This is a genomic window from Streptomyces sp. NPDC006384, assembly GCF_042870695.1.
In the GTDB taxonomy this organism is placed as follows: domain Bacteria; phylum Actinomycetota; class Actinomycetes; order Streptomycetales; family Streptomycetaceae; genus Streptomyces.
The window spans coordinates 114,379-132,256 of record NZ_JBIAHR010000009.1 but is presented as its reverse complement, the minus strand read 5'-3'; the positions used below and the strand labels follow the sequence as shown (position 1 = coordinate 132,256).

At 74.5% G+C, this 17,878-nt stretch carries 16 protein-coding genes; 6 read left to right on the top strand and 10 right to left on the bottom strand.

The features are described from left to right. Positions 1-199 precede the first annotated feature (199 nt). Positions 200-664 carry a hypothetical protein gene (locus ACFYOJ_RS14485; RefSeq protein ID WP_356551084.1) on the top strand — a complete coding sequence of 155 codons (465 nt, stop codon included), beginning with the start codon at positions 200-202 and terminating at the stop codon, positions 662-664. Positions 665-791: 127 nt separating this feature from the next. On the opposite strand, the gene ACFYOJ_RS14480 is transcribed toward ACFYOJ_RS14485, so the two are convergent. The 5 genes from ACFYOJ_RS14480 to xylB all read right to left on the bottom strand — a co-directional run bounded on the left by ACFYOJ_RS14480 (position 792) and on the right by xylB (position 7,708). Then, a complete protein-coding gene (locus ACFYOJ_RS14480) occupies positions 792-2,315 on the bottom strand; it encodes an aldehyde dehydrogenase family protein (RefSeq protein ID WP_356551085.1) in 1,524 nt (507 codons plus the stop codon). A 142-nt stretch (positions 2,316-2,457) separates the two neighbouring features. After that, positions 2,458-3,717 carry a GAF domain-containing protein gene (locus ACFYOJ_RS14475; protein ID WP_356551086.1) on the bottom strand — a complete coding sequence of 420 codons (1,260 nt, stop codon included), beginning with the start codon at positions 3,715-3,717 and terminating at the stop codon, positions 2,458-2,460. A 124-nt stretch (positions 3,718-3,841) separates the two neighbouring features. Then, positions 3,842-4,447, bottom strand: a complete 606-nt coding sequence (locus ACFYOJ_RS14470; protein WP_356551088.1) for an N-acetylmuramoyl-L-alanine amidase — start codon at positions 4,445-4,447, stop codon at positions 3,842-3,844. A 465-nt stretch (positions 4,448-4,912) separates the two neighbouring features. Then, the gene (locus tag ACFYOJ_RS14465) at positions 4,913-6,121 is read right to left on the bottom strand and encodes an ROK family transcriptional regulator (protein ID WP_356551089.1); all 1,209 of its coding nucleotides are present in this window, start codon (positions 6,119-6,121) and stop codon (positions 4,913-4,915) included. A gap of 141 nt (positions 6,122-6,262) precedes the next feature. Beyond that, positions 6,263-7,708, bottom strand: a complete 1,446-nt coding sequence (xylB, locus tag ACFYOJ_RS14460; protein WP_356551090.1) for a xylulokinase — start codon at positions 7,706-7,708, stop codon at positions 6,263-6,265. Between the two features lie 208 nt (positions 7,709-7,916). Here xylB and xylA point away from each other — a divergent pair, with 208 nt between their 5' ends. Then, a complete protein-coding gene (xylA, locus tag ACFYOJ_RS14455) occupies positions 7,917-9,080 on the top strand; it encodes a xylose isomerase (protein WP_356551092.1) in 1,164 nt (387 codons plus the stop codon). 211 nt (positions 9,081-9,291) lie between these two features. Beyond that, positions 9,292-9,672: an NUDIX domain-containing protein gene (locus ACFYOJ_RS14450; protein ID WP_356551093.1), complete on the top strand. Its 381-nt coding sequence runs from the start codon at positions 9,292-9,294 to the stop codon at positions 9,670-9,672. A gap of 146 nt (positions 9,673-9,818) precedes the next feature. Here the strand turns inward: ACFYOJ_RS14450 and ACFYOJ_RS14445 are convergent, their stop codons facing one another. Continuing rightward, positions 9,819-11,084, bottom strand: a complete 1,266-nt coding sequence (locus tag ACFYOJ_RS14445; protein WP_356551095.1) for an SWF or SNF family helicase — start codon at positions 11,082-11,084, stop codon at positions 9,819-9,821. Beyond that, positions 11,081-14,032, bottom strand: a complete 2,952-nt coding sequence (locus tag ACFYOJ_RS14440) for a DEAD/DEAH box helicase (RefSeq protein ID WP_356551211.1) — start codon at positions 14,030-14,032, stop codon at positions 11,081-11,083. The genes ACFYOJ_RS14445 and ACFYOJ_RS14440 overlap by 4 nt, the downstream gene beginning before the upstream one ends. A gap of 238 nt (positions 14,033-14,270) precedes the next feature. Here ACFYOJ_RS14440 and ACFYOJ_RS14435 point away from each other — a divergent pair, with 238 nt between their 5' ends. Next, the gene (locus ACFYOJ_RS14435; RefSeq protein ID WP_356551097.1) at positions 14,271-14,453 is read left to right on the top strand and encodes a hypothetical protein; all 183 of its coding nucleotides are present in this window, start codon (positions 14,271-14,273) and stop codon (positions 14,451-14,453) included. 131 nt (positions 14,454-14,584) lie between these two features. On the opposite strand, the gene ACFYOJ_RS14430 is transcribed toward ACFYOJ_RS14435, so the two are convergent. Continuing rightward, on the bottom strand, positions 14,585-15,508 hold the full coding sequence (locus ACFYOJ_RS14430; protein ID WP_356551099.1) for a hypothetical protein: 924 nt from the start codon (positions 15,506-15,508) through the stop codon (positions 14,585-14,587). Positions 15,509-15,698: 190 nt separating this feature from the next. Next, the gene (locus ACFYOJ_RS14425) at positions 15,699-15,998 is read right to left on the bottom strand and encodes a hypothetical protein (protein ID WP_356551100.1); all 300 of its coding nucleotides are present in this window, start codon (positions 15,996-15,998) and stop codon (positions 15,699-15,701) included. 92 nt (positions 15,999-16,090) lie between these two features. Here ACFYOJ_RS14425 and ACFYOJ_RS14420 point away from each other — a divergent pair, with 92 nt between their 5' ends. Both ACFYOJ_RS14420 and ACFYOJ_RS14415 read left to right on the top strand, forming a co-directional pair. Continuing rightward, positions 16,091-16,987 carry an oxygenase MpaB family protein gene (locus ACFYOJ_RS14420; RefSeq protein ID WP_356551102.1) on the top strand — a complete coding sequence of 299 codons (897 nt, stop codon included), beginning with the start codon at positions 16,091-16,093 and terminating at the stop codon, positions 16,985-16,987. Positions 16,988-17,028: 41 nt separating this feature from the next. Beyond that, the gene (locus tag ACFYOJ_RS14415) at positions 17,029-17,157 is read left to right on the top strand and encodes a hypothetical protein (protein ID WP_356551104.1); all 129 of its coding nucleotides are present in this window, start codon (positions 17,029-17,031) and stop codon (positions 17,155-17,157) included. Positions 17,158-17,236: 79 nt separating this feature from the next. On the opposite strand, the gene ACFYOJ_RS14410 is transcribed toward ACFYOJ_RS14415, so the two are convergent. Further along, the gene (locus tag ACFYOJ_RS14410) at positions 17,237-17,836 is read right to left on the bottom strand and encodes a class I SAM-dependent methyltransferase (protein ID WP_356551106.1); all 600 of its coding nucleotides are present in this window, start codon (positions 17,834-17,836) and stop codon (positions 17,237-17,239) included. Positions 17,837-17,878: the final 42 nt, after the last annotated feature.

Here is a 17,878-nt window from a genome sequence, read left to right as displayed (position 1 = left end):
CCGTCGCCCGAATTGTCAATTCTATCCGAGGACGTGCGTCCGGAGATGCTATTTATGCAGGTTGGTGCTGGTTTCTGGGCATCTTCCGGAGACATGGCCCGATCGTACCGGGCGCACTGTTCGACGGCTGCGAGTGATACCCGACGCACATGTGGCCGGAGCCGGGCACGGTGCCGTGCGTGACCGTGAGGATGAGGGCATGAGTGAATGGGGTATCGCACTGATCGCCGCGGGCGCGGCGATCGCGGGCAGCGTCGTCACGGGTTGGTACAGCAGGAGCGCCGGTGTGCGACAGGCCGAGGCGGCCCGCCACGCGGGCGACCGGCAGGCGGAAGCGCTGCTGGAGTCGGTTCGGATGACACTCCGGGGCGCGGAGGGCCAACGCGCGATCGCTCTTCGGCAACAGGTCTACGCGCAGTTCCTCGCCGCTGCGGAGACCAGGATCCTGGCCGAGCGCACGGGCCGGGGCAACGGTGACCAAGAGCTGCTTCTGCAGCGGGCTTACGCCGGAGTCGTTCTCGAGGGTCCTCCAGAAGCGGCGGCCGCCGCGAGCGCCTTCCTGGAGAGCCTTCGACGCCACGAGAAGCTGGATGACCTGCACCGTGCGAAGACGAACTTCGTCGAGGAGGCCCAGCGGGCGATGACCGCCCTCAGGAGTCCTTAGCGCTGGTCGGGAGGGGGTGGCCGTGGGAGGAACCGGGGTCGGCGTGCAGGCCGGGATCGGTGGGCAGCAGACCGCGTGAAGGGCGCCTGACGGATGAGAACCCGGGCAGGCGCCCTTCTCCCTGTGTCTAGAAGAAGCCCAGCTTCTTCGGGGAGTACGAGACGAGGAGGTTCTTGGTCTGCTGGTAGTGCTCCAGCATCATGCGGTGGTTCTCCCGGCCGATGCCCGACTGCTTGTATCCGCCGAACGCGGCGTGGGCCGGATAGGCGTGGTAGCAGTTCGTCCAGACGCGGCCCGCCTGGATCGCGCGGCCCGCGCGGTAGGCGGTGTTCATGTCGCGGGTCCACACCCCGGCGCCTAGGCCGTACAGCGTGTCGTTGGCGGTCCTGATCGCGTCGTCGAAGTCGTCGAAGGACGTGACCGACACGACCGGGCCGAAGATCTCCTCCTGGAAGATCCGCATGCGGTTGTGGCCCTCGAAGATCGTGGGCTGGACGTAGTACCCGCCCTTCAGCTCGCCCTCGTGCTCGAGGCGTTCGCCACCGGTGAGGACCTTGGCGCCCTCCTGCCTGCCGATGTCCAGGTAGGAGAGGATCTTCTCCAGCTGGTCGTTGGACGCCTGGGCGCCGATCATGGTGTCGGTGTCCAGCGGGTGGCCCGGCGTGATCAGTTCGGTGCGGGCGACCGCGGCCTCCATGAACTCCGCGTAGTGGCCGCGCTGGACCAGCGCCCTGGACGGGCAGGTGCACACCTCGCCCTGGTTGAGCGCGAACATCGTGAAGCCCTCGAGTGCCTTGTCGCGGAAGTCGTCGTCCCGCGCCCAGACGTCGTCGAAGAAGATGTTCGGCGACTTCCCGCCGAGCTCCAGCGTGACCGGCTTGATGTTCTCCGAGGCGTACTGCATGATCAGCCGCCCCGTGGTGGTCTCCCCGGTGAACGCGACCTTCGCCACCCGGGGGCTCGACGCGAGCGGCTTGCCCGCCTCCGCGCCGAAGCCGTTGACGACGTTGACGACACCCGGCGGCAGCAGGTCCGCGACCAGGCTCAGCCAGTAGTGGATCGACGCCGGGGTCTGCTCGGCGGGTTTCAGGACCACCGCGTTGCCCGCGGCGAGGGCGGGGGCGAGCTTCCAGGCCGCCATCAGGATCGGGAAGTTCCACGGGATGATCTGCGCGACCACGCCCAGCGGCTCGTGGAAGTGGTACGCGACGGTGTCGTCGTCGAGCTCGCCGAGCGAACCCTCCTGGGCGCGGATCGCGCCGGCGAAGTAGCGGAAGTGGTCGATGGCGAGCGGGATGTCGGCCGCCAGCGTCTCGCGCACCGGCTTGCCGTTCTCCCAGCTCTCGGCGACCGCCAGGCGTTCCAGGTTCGCCTCCATGCGGTCCGCGATCCTCAGCAGGATGCCGGAACGCTCGGTCACCGAGGTGCGGCCCCAGCCCGGGGCGGCCTCGTGCGCCGCGTCGAGCGCCCGCTCCACGTCCTCCGCCGTGCCGCGCGCGATCTCGGTGAACGGCTGCCCGTTCACCGGTGACGGGTTCTCGAAGTACTGTCCGCGCACCGGCGGTACGTACTCGCCGCCGATGAAGTGGTCGTAGCGCGACTCGTAGGAGACGATCGCGCCCTCGGTGCCGGGCGCCGCGTAACGGGTCATCCTGGTCTGCCTCCCTCAGCGTGCGCTGCCCGCCGTCGGACAGCTCCCGGCGAGGCTAGGCGGCGTGACGTTGCGGGGACGTTGCGTGCGCGGCGGCCCGGAGCCGGGGCGTAACCGGCTCCGGTCGACGGCCGTCGGGCCGTCATCGGGCGGGCGGGGCCGCCAGCTCGGACTCCAGCGCGGCGAGCCGGGAGCGGACCGCGGCGCTCGGCCGGACGGCGGCCAGCGCGCGCCAGACGTCCAGGTCGTCCTCGCCCCACGGCGCGTGCGCCCAGTCGGCCAGCAGGTCCGGGTCGCGGTGGGCGACGAGCGCGGTGCGCAGCCCGTCCGCGAGCCGGCGCCGGTGCCGTGCCACCGCCGGAGCCCGGGAGGCGGGCAGCAGTGGACCGGCGTACGCCCTCGCGGCCGCCCTCACGGCACCGGCCCGCAGACGCCGCTCGACGACGGCGGCGTCGGACTCGACCTGCACTGTGAGCCGGTACGGACGGGACGCCAGCAGCCCGGGCCCCAGCACCCCGCGCAGCCGCGCCAGTTCTGCGCGCAAGGTCACCGGCGGCACCCGCTCGTCCTCGTACAGCGCGCACAGCAGCTCGTCGCCGGTCAGGCCCTCCGGGCGGAGCGCCAGCAACGCCACGATCTCGCTGTGCCGCCGGCTGAGGCGCAGCCTGCGACCGCCGAGGTCCAGCAGCGCCTCGTCACGGCCCAGCAGGGTCAGCTCGGGCGTGCCGGTACCGGGCTGCCGCGGTGTCAGCAGCGCCAGCTGGGACTCCGCGGCACGGGCGACCGCCTGGACCAGGCCCAGGCTGTGCGGATGCGCCAGCCCGTCCCCGCCCGTGATGTCGACGGCGCCCAGCACCCGTCCGGTGCGCGGATCGCGCACCGGGGCCGCCGCGCACGTCCACGGCTGCACCCGCCGGATGAAGTGCTCCGCGGCGAAGACCTGGACCGGCCGGCCGACGGCCACCGCGGTGCCCGGCGCGTTCGTCCCCACCGCGGACTCGGACCACCGGGCGCCCGGCACGAAGTTCATCCGCTCCGCCCGCCGCCTGGTGACCGGGTGACCCTCGACCCACAGCAGCGTGCCGCGCGCGTCGCAGACCGCCAGCAGATGCTCGCCGTCGTCCGCGAACGTGCCCAGGAGCTCCCGGAACAGGGGCATCACCCGTGCCAGCGGATGCTCGGCCCGGTACGCGCCGAGGTCGCCGTCCATGAGTTCCACGCGCGCGGTGCCGTCCGGGCCGACGCCCGCCCGGACCGACCGCCGCCACGACTCCGCCACCACGGCGCGCACGGGGCGCGGGACCGTGCCCGCCGCGGTGAACGTCTCGTGCGCGCGCCGCAGCGTCCGCGCGCGCTCGACCGGATCGGCCCCCGGTTCCAGAGCCAGCCATGAATCGGTCAACTCGGCCTCCCCGGACGGTGATGCGTGGGCGGAGTGGGGACATCGTCACTCCGTGGGCGGGCGTGGACAACCTCTTCGACCGGTCCGGCCGGCCGATCACCGGAACGTGGTCCTCCGCCGCCGGTCAGACGGAGCCGACCAGCCGGATGTACCGGGTCCAGTCCCACAGCGGCCCGGGATCCGTGTGGTCGCTGCCCGGTACCTCGTGGTGGCCGATGATGTGCGCGCGGTCCCTGGGAATGCCGTACCTGGCGCAGATCGCCGCGGTGAGCCGCGCCGACTGTTCGTACATGGCGGCGGTGAAGTACTCGGGCCGGTCCACCCAGCCTTCGTGCTCGATGCCGATGCTGCGGGTGTTGTAGTCCCAGTTCCCCGCGTGCCAGGCGATGTCGGACTCGCGGACGCACTGCGCCACGTGTCCGTCGGAGGACCGGACGACGTAGTGCGCGGACACCTGTCTCCGCGGGTCGCGGAAGATGGACAGCGTGTCGGCGTACGTCTCCTGGGTGACGTGGACGACCACGTGGGTGACGGGGTAGGAGGCGGGGCGGGTCGACCGGGTGTAGTTGGAGGTGCTCGCCGGCTGCCATTCGGCGGTGGGGTGGTCGACGGCCGGCGGACGTGCGGCGGCGCGGGTGCCGGTGAGCAGGGCGGCGGGGACGGAGGCGAGTGCGGCGCTCCGCAGGAGCAGCCGCCGGGTCGGATGCGCTGGTGCCTTTTCCGTTTCCACGGGAGGACCGCCTTTCGTCGAGGGCTCTTGAGGCGTGCGGTTGCGGTTGCGGTCGCACGACGCGGTCGTCGCGTCGCGCACGGTCACCAACGGTGAGGTGACGGGTTGGTTGCGAGGGGCAGGGTCGAACGGAGAGAAGCGGGGTGGGGCAACGAGGCGGGACGATGCCGCGGCCCCGAGACGTGACCGCGTGAACCACCGTACGAGAGGGGCGGGTTGGGCAGAAGGACGCGTCGCTTACCGGTGGACGGCCGCCCGGTTGTGGATACCGGGCTCACTCGATCCGGTGACGGTGACGGTGATGGTGGCGGTGGACGGTGACAGTGACGGCTGTGGCTGTGGCTGTGGCTGTGGCTGTGGGACACGGGCTATGGCGACGGGGTTCGCCCGCGGGTCCGGGTCCGGGCCCCTGCCCGGCCGGGAACGGGCTCCGGCGGCGTCGGCCCCGGAACCCCGTTGCGCGGTTCAGGCCCGCTCGGCGACCGCCGCCGGATCGTCCAGCACGCCCCGGACCACCGAGTGGGCCGCCCCGAGCAACGGCCCCTCCGGGCCCAGTTCCGACACCGAGACCCGGCAGGCCGGACCGGCCGTGCGGCGGGCCAGCTCCTCCCGCAGCGAGGGCAGCAGCCAGGGCGCCAGTGCGGCCAGCGCCCCGCCCAGCACCACACTCTCCGGGTCCAGCAGGTTCACCGCCCCGGTCAGCGCGATGCCGAGCGCGGTACCCGCCTCGCGCAGGGCGCGCCGTACGCCCTCGTCGCCCGCGTCGGCGCGCCCCGCGAGCACGCCGACGCGGTCCTCGCCCGGCTCCACTCCGGCCGCGCGCAGGACCGCCTTCTCACCGGCGTACTGCTCGAGGCAGCCGCGCCCGCCGCAGGCGCACTCCGGCCCGTCCGGATGCACCGGGACGTGCCCCAGCTCGCCCGCGAAACCGCGGGTCCCGCGCAGCAGGCGTCCGTCGACGACCACGGCTCCGCCGATGCCGATCTCGGCGGAGACGTGCAGGAAGTCCCGCGGGGTGCCCTCCCCGAGCCACAGCTCGGCGAGGGCGCCGAAGTTGGCCTCGTTGTCCACGGTCAGCGGCATGTCGTACGGCAGCAGGGCGCCCAGGTCGGCGTCGTGCCAGTCGAGGTTCGGGGCACGTACGACGGTCCGTCCGTCCCGTCCCACCAGGCCGGGCACGGCCACGGCGAGCCCGGCCGGCCACAGTCCTTCGGCCTCCGCCTCCGCGACGACCTGTCGCACCAGGCCGGTGAGCTGCTCGGTCACCGGCTCCAGCGAGCGGCCCCGGTTGCTGCCGTGGCGGACGGCCCGCGCCCGGACGTCGCCGCGCAGGTCGACCGCGCAGACCGCGAGGTGGTCGACGCCGACCTCCGCGCCGATCCCGGCCGGGCCCCTGGCACTGACGGCGAGCGCCGACCCGGGCCGGCCCACCCGGCCGGGCCGCTCGGGGCCCAGCTCCTCCAGCAGGCCCGAGCGGATCAGCTCGTCGACGAGAGTCGACACCGCCGCACGCGTCAGCCCGATCCGTGAGGCGACGGAGGCCCGGGACAGTGGCCCCTCGGCGCTGACCGTGTGCATGACCCGGGCGAGGTTGCGGCGGCGCATGCCCTGCTGGGTGTCCGGCAGCGCGCGCCCGGGGCGGGGCGGACGGGCTTCGTGCGGCGGTGCGGTCATGCCTGTGTCAGTCCTGCTCCGGTGTCGTTCCTCGTCGTTCCCCACGGCCCCGTCGTTCCCCACGGTCCACGGCCCCGCGGTCCACGGCCCCGCGGTCCCCGCCGGGCGGCGGCATCGCCCGCCCGGCCCCTGACGGCGGGGTCAGCGGGCGTTCCGGTCCCGCTCCAGCAGCGGTGCCGCGTCGGAGACTACCCCGGCGATCCTGGCCAGTGTCGCCTCGTCCCGTTCCACGGCGTCGAGCACCGGCCCGGCGGCCGTGTTCCAGCGCCGGGCGACCGCCGCCGGGTCCTCGCCGGTCAGCAGGCCGGCCGCCTGGGCCGCGGCGCCGAGCGCCACCAGCTCCTTCGCCTCGGGGATCTGGACCGGACGGCCCGACAGGCGCCGCACGGTCTGCTGCCACGCCGTGCCGCGCGCCCCGCCGCCGATCAGCAGCAGCGGCGCGGAGGGGTCCGCGTCCGCGTCGAGGACCAGGTCGAGCGCGCCGAGCAGCGAGTGGACGGCGCCGTCGTACGCGGCCTGGAGCAGCTGGCCGGCGGTCGTGTCGTGGCGCAGCCCGTGGAGGAGGCCGGAGGCGTGCGGCAGGTTCGGGGTGCGTTCGCCGTCCAGGTAGGGCAGCAGCGTGACGTCCGTGCCGGGTTCGACGGCCTCGCGGTCCAGGCCCAGCAGGGCCGCCACGCGGTCGACGGCGAGCGTGCAGTTCAGGGTGCAGGCCAGCGGCAGCCAGTCGCCGCGCGCGTCGGCGAAGCCGGCCACGGTGCCGGTCGGGTCGGCGGGCCGCCGCCGCGTGACGGCGTACACCGTGCCGGAGGTGCCGAGGCTCATCACCGGCACGCCCGGGCGCACACCGAGGCCCAGCGCGGCGGCCGCGTTGTCGCCGGTGCCGCCGGCGACCAGGGTGCCCTTGGCGAACGGCAGGCCGTGGCTGTCGCGCACGGTGCCGGCCACCTCGCCGGGCCGGACGATCCGGGGCAGCAGCGCCGGGTCGAGGCCCACGCGCGCGAGGGTCTCCTCGTCGTACGCCTCCGTCCCGGCCGCCCACCAGCCGGTGCCGGACGCGTCACCGCGGTCGGTGATGCCCTCGCCGGTGAGCCGCTCGGTCAGGTAGTCGTGGGGGAGGCGTACGGCCTTGACGGCGCGGACCGCCTCCGGCTCGTTCTCGGTCAGCCAGGCCCACTTGGTGACGGTGAAGGAGGCGCTGGGCACACTGCCCGTGCGCTCCGCCCAGGCTCCCGGGCCGCCCAGTTCCTCGATCAGGCGGCGGGCCTGCGGTGCCGAGCGCACATCGTTCCAGAGCAGCGCCGGCCGTACCGGCTCGCCCGCGGCGTCCAGGGTGACGAGGCCGTGCTGCTGCCCGCCGATCGACACGGCGGCGGCCTCGCGGGCCGCGTCGCCGCACTGGTCCAGGGCCGCGCACAGGGCGTCCCACCACTGCCGCGGGTCGCTCTCGCGGCCGGCGCCGGAGGACACGGTGTGCGGTGCCTGACCGCTCGCGACGACCCGGCCGGTGGCCGCGTCGACGACCAGCGCCTTGGTGGACTGGGTGGACGTGTCCACACCGACGACGAGCGGACCCTCGGCTGCTGACATCGGGCTACTCCCTCTTCCGGGGCTCTGCGGCTCTGTGGCTCTGCGGGCTCGGGGCAAGCCTTGAGCCGGGGTTCTGTGGCGGACCGGGACGCCTGGGACCCGGACGCGATCCGTCGGGGGGACCTTGTTCCCTTCCCGGGACCGCGTGTGCATACTAATTTGTAAACCGCGATGACGAAATAGTCGCCAGCGAGCAAGGAGCCGTGAAATGAACTACCAGCCCACTCCCGAGGACAAGTTCACCTTCGGCCTGTGGACGGTCGGCTGGCAGGGCCGTGACCCGTTCGGTGACGCCACCCGTCCGGCCCTGGACCCCGTCGAGACGGTGCAGCGGCTGGCCGAGCTGGGCGCGTACGGCGTCACCTTCCACGACGACGACCTGATCCCGTTCGGCTCGGACGACACGGAGCGGCAGGCCACGGTCAAGCGGTTCCGGCAGGCCCTGGACGCGACCGGCATGAAGGTGCCGATGGCGACGACCAACCTGTTCACCCACCCGGTGTTCAAGGACGGCGCCTTCACCGCGAACGACCGCGACGTGCGCCGCTACGCGCTGCGCAAGACGATCCGCAACATCGACCTCGCCGTCGAGCTGGGCGCGTCGGTGTACGTGGCCTGGGGCGGCCGCGAGGGCGCGGAGTCCGGCGCCGCCAAGGACGTCCGGGACGCGCTCGACCGCATGAAGGAAGCCTTCGACCTGCTGGGCGAGTACGTCACCGAGCAGGGCTACGACATCCGCTTCGCCATCGAGCCCAAGCCGAACGAGCCCCGCGGCGACATCCTGCTGCCCACCGTGGGACACGCCCTGGCGTTCATCGAGCGGCTCGAGCGCCCCGAGCTGTACGGCGTCAACCCCGAGGTCGGGCACGAGCAGATGGCCGGCCTGAACTTCCCGCACGGCATCGCGCAGGCCCTGTGGGCGGGCAAGCTCTTCCACATCGACCTCAACGGCCAGTCCGGCATCAAGTACGACCAGGACCTCCGCTTCGGCGCCGGCGACCTGCGCTCCGCGTTCTGGCTGGTGGACCTGCTGGAGCGCGCCGGGTACCAGGGCCCGCGCCACTTCGACTTCAAGCCGCCGCGGACCGAGGACCTCGACGGCGTGTGGGCCTCGGCCGCCGGCTGCATGCGCAACTACCTCATCCTCAAGGAGCGGGCCGCCGCCTTCCGCGCCGACCCCGCCGTGCAGGAGGCCCTCGCCGCGGCCCGCCTGGACGAGCTCGCCCAGCCCACCGCCCCCGACGGGCTCAAGGGCCTCCTCGCGGACGCCACGGCCTTCGACACCTTCGACGTCGACGCCGCCGCCGCCCGCGGCATGGCCTTCGAGCAGCTCGACCAGCTCGCCATGGACCACCTCCTCGGCGCCCGCTGAGCGGCCCCGGCCCCGGACGACCGCCGCGGCCCCCGTCCCCCGGAACACGCCGGAAGGGGCGGGGCCGCGGCGGCCGGCGTGCGGCGACCGCGTCCGGCTTCCCGTCCTCCGGGCGTCTGAAAGGATGACGGACATGGCACAAGAGCGCGGCGTAATGGTTGCCCCAGGCTCCGATGGGTCCGGGTCCGAGGAGGGAAAGCCGCTCGCCGTCGTGGCTGCGGCGATCGTGCGACAGGGGCGGCTGCTGGTCGTGAGCAAGCGGGCCGCCCCCGACGTCTTCTACCTGCCCGGAGGCAAACCCGACGCGGGCGAGGGGCCGCTGGACGCTCTGACCCGCGAGCTGGACGAGGAGCTGGGCGTCGCACCACGGCGGCCCCGCCTGCTGGCCCGCATCGATTCCGTCGCGGTCCTCGAGAAGGTGCCGATGCGTCTGACGCTCTTCGAGGCGCACATCGACCGGCCGCCCCGGCCCGCGGCCGAGCTGGCGGACATGAGGTGGATCTCCGGGCACGAGAGCGGCATCCGGCTCGCTCCCGCGGTCACCGACCACGTCCTGCCGCTGCTCCGGCAGGCCGGCTCCATGGCGCCGTAGTCCGCGGCGGCCGGATCGGAGCGCGGGACCGCTCGCGGCCCGGCGGGACCACGCCCCGCCGTGCCCGTTCGTCCCCGCCGGACCGTGCGGCGGCACGGGGCGACCGGCGTGTCCGCCGGGCCCCGTGCCGCCGGGCGGTCACGGTGTCACGGTTCCTCCCCGTCCGCGGTCGCCGCCGAGGCCAGGGCCGTCGCCGGGTCCTGCGCCGGGCCGGCCACGGGCACCCAGCGGCCGTCCTCCCGGCGGAAGGGCCACCAGCGGCCGTACCGGTCCAGGCGGAGCTGGTACGGCGAACCGACGACGGTCCAGCGGTTGGCGTGCGCCCGCAGCGGCGGCCTCTCGTCCCCCTCCCACGCCGAGTCCAGCGCCGCACGCGCGCGTGCCAGCGCGTCGTCCCGCACCGTCCACTCCTCCTCGAGCACCGACAGCGCCGCCCCGCCCCCGAGCCGCCAGGCGCGTACGGCGTCGGCCAGCGACGCGCGGTCCCGGCCGGACCCCTCGGCGAGACGGTCCCGCACGGCCGGCCCCGGCTCGCCCGCGGCCAGCCGCACCGCGTCCCGCGCTGGCGTCGGCTCCGCGCCGACGGGCCGCCGGTCGTGCCCGGGGCGCAGGGCCTCGGCGAGCACACGGTGCGCCTCGGCCGCGGTACGGGAGGCCAGGAAGACCAGCGCCGCCGGGTCGACACCGGGCACGGGCGGCGCCGTCCCCGTGTCCAGGGCGGGCGGTTCGCCCGGCCCCTCCGGAAGCACCGGAGGCGTGGGCAGCGGGGGCAGCACATACCCGTCCGCGTACGCCTCGACGGCGTCCACTCCCTCCTGCGCCGACGCCTCGCCGGACGCCTCGTCACGCGTCCGCAGCGCGGCCAGTACGGCGTCCTCGCCACGTCCGCGCATCAGCAGAAGGACGAGGGGGTCCCGGTCCAGCAGCCGCGCCACCTGGTAGCAGAGCGCGGCGGTGTGCCCGCAGTGGTCCCAGGCCTCGCAGTCGCACTCGGGCTCCAGGTCGCCGAGGCCGGGCAGCAGGTCGATGCCGGCCGACGCTGCGTCCTCGACGAGATGCGGCGGCATCTCCCGGTCCAGCAGCGCCGCGACATGGCCGGACCGCTCGACCGCCAGGCCGGCGAAGCGGTCCCACTGCTCGTCGGACAGCCTCTCCAGCAGGACGTCGGCGCGGTGGGCCGTACCGTCCCGGTCCTGGACGACCGCCGTGATGCGTCCCGGCCGCACCGAGACCGCCCCGACCGCTCCCGCGCGCGCCAGCCGGCGTCCCGCCTTCAGCTGCGAGCCGTCCAGGGCCGTGTCCTCCAGGGCCTTCAGCCAGGCCAGGCCCCACCAGGTCTCGGCGAACCCCCGGCCGTGCGCGGGCGGAAGCGGGGCGAACGTCCGCTCCGGGTCACCGTCGTGACGACTCATCGCACACCTCCGCGCAGCTCCACCAGTTCGGCCAGTTCCTTGTCCGTCAGCTCCGTCAGCGCGGCCTCCCCGGCTCCCAGCACGGCGTCGGCCAGCGCGCTCTTGCGGCTCAGCAGGGCGGCGATGCGGTCCTCGACCGTCCCCTCGGCGATCAGCCGGTGCACCTGCACCGGCCGGGTCTGGCCGATGCGGTGGGCCCGGTCGGTGGCCTGCGCCTCCACCGCCGGATTCCACCAGCGGTCGTAGTGCACGACGTGCTCCGCGCGCGTGAGGTTCAGTCCCGTGCCCGCCGCCTTGAGGGACAGCAGGAAGACCGGGACCTCACCGTCCTGGAACCGCCGCACCAGCGACTCGCGTTCGGTGACGGACGTTCCGCCGTGCAGGAACAGCGACGGCACCCCGCGGGCGGCCAGATGCCGTTCGAGGAGACGGGCCATCTGCACGTACTGGGTGAACACCAGCACGCTCGCCCCCTCGGCGAGGATCGTGTCGAGCAGCTCGTCCAGCAGCTCCAGCTTCCCGGAGCGGCCCGCGATCCGCTCCGGGTCCGCCCCGTCCTCCTTGAGGAACTGCGCCGGGTGGTTGCAGATCTGCTTGAGGCCCGTCAGCAGTTTCACGATCAGCCCGCGCCGCGCCATGCTGTCGGCCCCGGAGATCGCCGCCATGGCCTCGCGCACCACCGCCTCGTACAGGCCCGCCTGTTCCGGGGTCAGCGACACGGGGCGGTCGGTCTCGGTCTTCGGCGGCAGCTCCGGCGCGATGCCCGGGTCCGACTTGTGGCGCCGCAGCAGGAACGGCCGTACCAGCCGGGCCAGCCGCTCGGCCGCGGCCGGGTCCTGGCCGCCCTCGACGGCCTGCGCGTAACGCCTGCGGAAGGTGCCGAGCCGGCCCAGCAGCCCCGGGGTGGCCCAGTCCAGGATCGCCCACAGCTCGGAGAGGTTGTTCTCCACGGGGGTGCCGGTGAGCGCGACGCGCGCGCGTGCGCCGATGGTGCGCAGCTGCCGTGCCGTCTGCGAGTACGGGTTCTTCAGGTGCTGGGCCTCGTCCGCGACGACCATGCCCCACGGCACGGCGGCCAGGCGGCGGGCGTCCAGCCGCATCGTGCCGTAGGTGGTGAGCACGAACCCGCCGCCGTCCAGGTCCGTCAGATCGCGCCGGGCGCCGTGGAAGCGCCGTACGGGCGTGCCGGGCGCGAACCGCTCGATCTCGCGCTGCCAGTTGCCCATCAGGGAGGTCGGGCAGACGACCAGGGTCGGCCCCGCGGCCGACGCGTCGCTCTGCCGGTGCAGGTGCAGGGCGATCAGCGTGATCGTCTTGCCGAGCCCCATGTCGTCGGCGAGGCAGCAGCCCAGGCCCAGCGAGGTCATCCGGGCCAGCCAGTTCAGGCCGCGCCGCTGGTAGTCGCGGAGTGTCGCGGCGAGCGCGGCCGGCTGGTCGACGGCGTCCTGCGCCTCGGGGTCGGCGATCCGTTCCCGCAGGGCCGCCAACCACCCGGTGGGCCGCACCTCGACGCGGTGGCCGTCGACCTCCGTCGAACCCGCGAGGGCGGCGGCGAGCGCGTCGACGGGCGTGACCTTGCGGCCCTGCCGCGCACGGGCCCGGCGCACATCCTCGGGGTCCACCAGGACCCACTGGTCACGCAGCCGCACCAGGGGCCGGCCGGCCTCGGCGAGCCGGTCCAGCTCCTCGCGCGTGAGCCGGTGGCCGCCCAGGGCGAACGACCAGTCGAAGGCCAGCAGCGCGTCCGCGGACAGGAACGACGGCCCGCTGCCGGAGGAGACGTCCCCCGGCCGGGACTCGTCGCCGGACGGGCCGACCTCCGCGCGGGTGACCAGGCCACGGGCCAGTCCACGCGGCCAGTGCACGTCGACCCCGGCGCCGGCGAGCGCCAGGGCGCCCGGTCCGAGGAGCTCGGCGACCTCGTCGTCGTCGAGTCCGACGGCTTCCGGCACGGCCGCCGACAGCAGCGGTGTCAGCGGCGGCCAGGCCCGTGCCGCACGGCGCAGGGCGAGCAGGGTGTCCGTCCGCGCGTGCGGGCCGAACGCGTCGCCCGTGCCGCCGGCCCACACCGCGGCGGCGTCCGCGACGAGCGCGGGGTCGCTCACGCTGTGCACCTGGGGCACGGCCCGGAACACCGGGGCCGCGGGGGACGTCGGGGAGGCCGGAGTGGCCGGGGAGGCGTCCTCGCCGTCGGCCGGCAGGCCCCGTACCTCCACCCGCAGCGACAGCCGTACGCCCGTGTCGTGCCCCGCGGCGACGTCGGCGGCCCAGGCGCGCAGCCCGGGCAGCCGCTGCGGCCGCGCCACCGCGTAGGCGGGGCCGCCCGTCACGAGCGCGGCGGCGGGGGAGCGGGGCAGCGTGTCGGCGACGGCGTCCAGGAAGGCGCGCACCAGCCGTTCCGGGGCGGGCAGCCGCAGGGGACCGGCGCCGGGCAGCGGGACCGCGTGCGCCTCGGGCGGCATGGCGGCGGCGAGATGGCGGATCCGCTCGACGTCCCGGGCGTCCAGCGGCCCCGTGCGCCAGGCGTCGTGGCCGGCCGCCGACAGGCCGGGCAGCAGCAGCCCCCGCGCCACGAGGTGCAGGGCCTCCACGGCGACGGCGCCCCAGAACACCGCGGCCCGGTGACCGGCGGCGCCGGCACGCGCGCGCGTGAGGACCGGCAGCGCGGCCCGCACCGGCAGCAGGACGGCGGGCACGTCGACCGCCACCACGCCGTCGCCGTCGTCGTCCGGCAGGACGACCGTCAGCTCCTCGACGGAGCCCGACGGGACGGACGGGACGGACGGGACGGACGGCGGGGACTCGCCGTCGGGCCGCCAGAAGGCGACGGTGCCGAGGCGTGCCGGGTCACCGGGCGTGAAGACGGCACAGCACTGGGCGAGTTCGGAGAGTGCGGAGAGGTCGGGAAGGCCGGAGGAGGTTGCCGGGAGGGGCGTCTGCGCAGCGATGATGGGATTCCTCAAATTTGACTACTGGAGTCGCGACCGCTGATGATACATCACCTCGACCTCTCCGGGGAGTGGCTTTTGTATGGCGTGGGTCACGCGGGGGTCGGGGGTTCAGGGATGTGCAGGGGCCCTTCTCAGGGATACGTCAGGGGATCCTCGGGGGCGGGACACGGAACCGCGGGAGACGCGAGCCCGTTCTCAGGACAGAGAGCGGCAGTGGCCGCGAAGGAGGCGCATCATGTCGAAGAACGCCAAGATCGCCGCAGGGGGTGTGGCGGCCGGGCTCATCCTGCTCATCTGGCTGCCCTGGTGGGCCGCCCTGCTGATAATCATCGGAGTCCCGGCCGCGGCGTACCTCACGCTGGACCCCTCGCAGCGGCGCAGGCTGCGCCGCGTCACCCGTAAAGAACTCGGTCGCTGAGAGGGCGACGCCGAGCCTCGTCCCACCGGTTCCACCGGTTCCACCGGTTCCACCGGTCCTGCCGGTCCGGTCGAGGCGTGTGCCCGGTGCCCGCCGGCCGGTGGTCCGCCGGTCCGCCGGTCCGGCGGTCGTCAGCTGGGCCGGACGGCCATCCTGTCGAGGGCGTCCAGGAGACCGGGCAGTTCGGGGCCACGGCCCACCGGCAGGACCTCACCGGGCTCCTCGTCCAGCAGGACGAAGGCGATGTCGTCGGTCCTGGCCACGAGGGACCAGCCGGGACCGTCGGCACGCAGGGTCCGCGCGTCGCCCGGCGCGAACGACGACCGGACCCGGCCGAGCGGCGGTGGCGTGGCGAGGTAGGCGCGTGCCTCCGCGAGCACCCGCCGGACACCGGGGTGCCCCGTGGCACCGGCCGCTGCCTCGGACCGGGCCCCGCCCGGCGGTGCGCCGGCTCCCTGCGGAGTCCCGCCGGCGGGCACTTCGTCCTTCTCCCCCTTCTCCGCGGCCTGCCGCACGCCGTCCCCTTCTCCCGGGCCCCCGGCCGGCGCGGGGAAGTCGGCGTCGTCGACCTGCTCGCGCCACTGCGTCCACCGCGCGGCGATCTCGTCGGCCCCCAGACGCCGTTGCGCCGGGCCCCACGCCGTCGTGTCCGGCGGAGCCAGCGCGGGCATGCCGGCGGACTCGGGGCCGGGATCGTGCGGTGCGGGCACGCCGGGCGCCGCCACGGCGACGGCCAGGGGCCAGCCGGGCAGGGCGGCGACGACCGTCCGCTCGTCCGGCGACAGGTCGTACTCCATGCCGCAGTCCCAGGAGGCCACGGCGACGGCGACCAGCGAGACGTCGTCGACGACGACGGTCCACCGGGCGCCGTTCCCGTCCTGGCCGAGCACCAGGCCGTAACCGTCGGCCGACGGCGGGAGGCCGAGCGCGGCGCACGCCTGCGGATAGTCGTCGCCCAGCACGCTGGGGAACTGCGCCGGTGTCAGCAGCACCGCGGTGAGCACGTAGAGCGCGTCGTCCGCGGCGGCGACGGCGTCCTCGTCCACCTCTGCCATCCCAGCCTCCCCGTCGGTCCGTCCAACGGCGCGCACCCTAGTGCGACCGGGAACCCCTTGTCACGGGCCCCGGACGCACCCGGGCCGCGGCGGCCCACCGCCAGGACGGGACGGACCGGCCACGCCGCGGTGCCACTCCCGTCACGCTGTGGTGCCGTCGCCGTCCCGTCACGCCGTGGTGTCGCTCCCGTCACGCCGCGGGAAGCCCCAGCAGCGCGCGGGCCACGTCCCGGGGCGACTCGCCGCGTTCTCGCGCGAGCGCGACGACCGCCCGGCACGCCAGCTCGTTCACCCCGAAGGACAGTGCCTCCGGCGACACCCACCCCGCCGCCTCGTCGGCGCCGTCCCGGTCGTCCTCGGCGCACGCCGCGACGTACACGGCGGCGGCCTCGAACAGATTGTGCGAGCGGGCCGGCCCCCTCTCCGCACCGGCCTCCGAGCGCCGGGTGCCGACCCACCTCTTCCACGCCTCACGGCTCGTGCCGAACAAGCCGACCACCCCCCTGTCGTTGCTGTCCGAACGTACATGTCCTGCTGCTCAACGTAGAGTTGAAACCTCGACGACAGAAGGGGGCGGCCACGGTGAAGCGTTACGACCGGCTGGCGGAGATCCGGCGGATGGACCCGTACCGGGACGCCTCGGAGATCTACCGGCTCTCCTCGGCCTACGAATTCCCGTGGGACTTCACCCGGGCACTCGAACTCGCCCTCTACCGCACCTACGCCGTCCCCAGCATCGGCCGGCTGCTGGCGCGGACGGCGGAACTCACGGACCGCGCCCAGAAGCGGTACGACGACACCGTGCTGCTCCTGGACGCGATCGTCGAGCACGGCTTCGACAGCGAACAGGGACGCACGGCCGTCCGCCGCATCAATCGGATGCACCGCAGCTACGACATCACGAACGACGACATGAGGTACGTCCTGTGCACTTTCGTCGTCATGCCCAGACGGTGGATCGACGCCTACGGCTGGCGCAGGATGTCCGGCCACGAGACCGTCGCCTGCGCCGTCCACTACCGCACGCTGGGGCGGCACATGGGCATCAAGGACATCCCCGAGTCCTACGAGGAGTTCGAGGCCTGCCTCGACGCGTACGAGGAGGCCCACTTCGCCTGGGACGAGGACTCCCGCCGGGTCTCCGACGCCACGCTCGGCCTCATGACCTCCTGGTACCCGCGCCCTCTCGCCCCGCTGCTGCGCACCGGCACGCTCGCCCTGCTCGACGACCCCCTCCTGCGCGCCTTCCGCTACACCCCGCCTGCTCCCGCCACCCGCGCGATCGTGCGCGGCGCCGTACGGCTGCGAGGACGCGCGGTCCGGCTGATGCCGCCGAGGCGGACCCCGCACCACGCCCGGCAGAACCGGGAGATCAAGAGCTATCCGAACGGCTACCGGATCGCGGAGCTGGGCACCCACCCGGTCCCTGGGACGGGAGGCTGCCCCGTGCGTCATCTCGGCACATCGGCCCACCGGTGAGCCGCTCCGCCGTCGGCCTCCGGCGTGGCTCGGAGCCCGTGATGCGCACCTTCCTCGAAGGGCCGGCGGCCGACCGCGTGTGCCCGCAGGGCGGACTCGGCGGCGATCCGGCGGACCGGGAGACCCCGGAGGCCCTGGTGCGCTGGAGACCGCCGGCGTACGGGTGGTGACCGCGCCGGACGCCGGGGACGACGTATGTCCGACGACCCCGGCGCCTCCGCGGCGGCCGTCGCCGGACGGACCTGAGCGTCAGTCCGTGCGGACGGCCAGGGCGAGGAAGCGGGTGTCCTCGTCGGTGTACGAGGTCAGGCGCCAGCCGGAACCGGCCAGCAGCGGCCGGAGGCGGGGCTCGGCGCGCAGGTCGTCCGGTGTGATGCGCCGCCCCTGCCGGGCGGCGAGCGCGGCCCGGCCGACCGGGTGGAACAGCGCCAGCGTCCCGCCGGGACGCACCACCCGCGCCAGCTCGCGCAGGTTCCCCGCCGGATCGGGCAGGTGCGCGATCAGCCCCGCGGCGAAGACGGCGTCGAACGACCGGGCGCGCAACGGCAGGGCGGCCACGTCGGCCAGCAGCAGGCACCCGTCCCGCTCCCTCCCGGCCCGTACGGCGGCATCGAGCATCGCCGGGGTCAGATCGGCGCCGACGACCAGCCCCGACCGGCCCACGGCCGCCCGCAGCGGCGGCAGGGCGCGACCGGTGCCGCACCCCGCGTCGAGCACCCGCGCCCCCTCGCGCAGCCCCATCCCGGCGACCGCGGCCGCGTAGGCGGGACCGTCGTCGGGGAACCTGCTGTCCCAGCCGGCGGCACGGGCGGCGAAGAACTCCTGGACGCGTGTGCGGTCGTCGCTCATGCCTCGCATGATCCCTCACCGGTACGGAGGGCACAGCAGTGC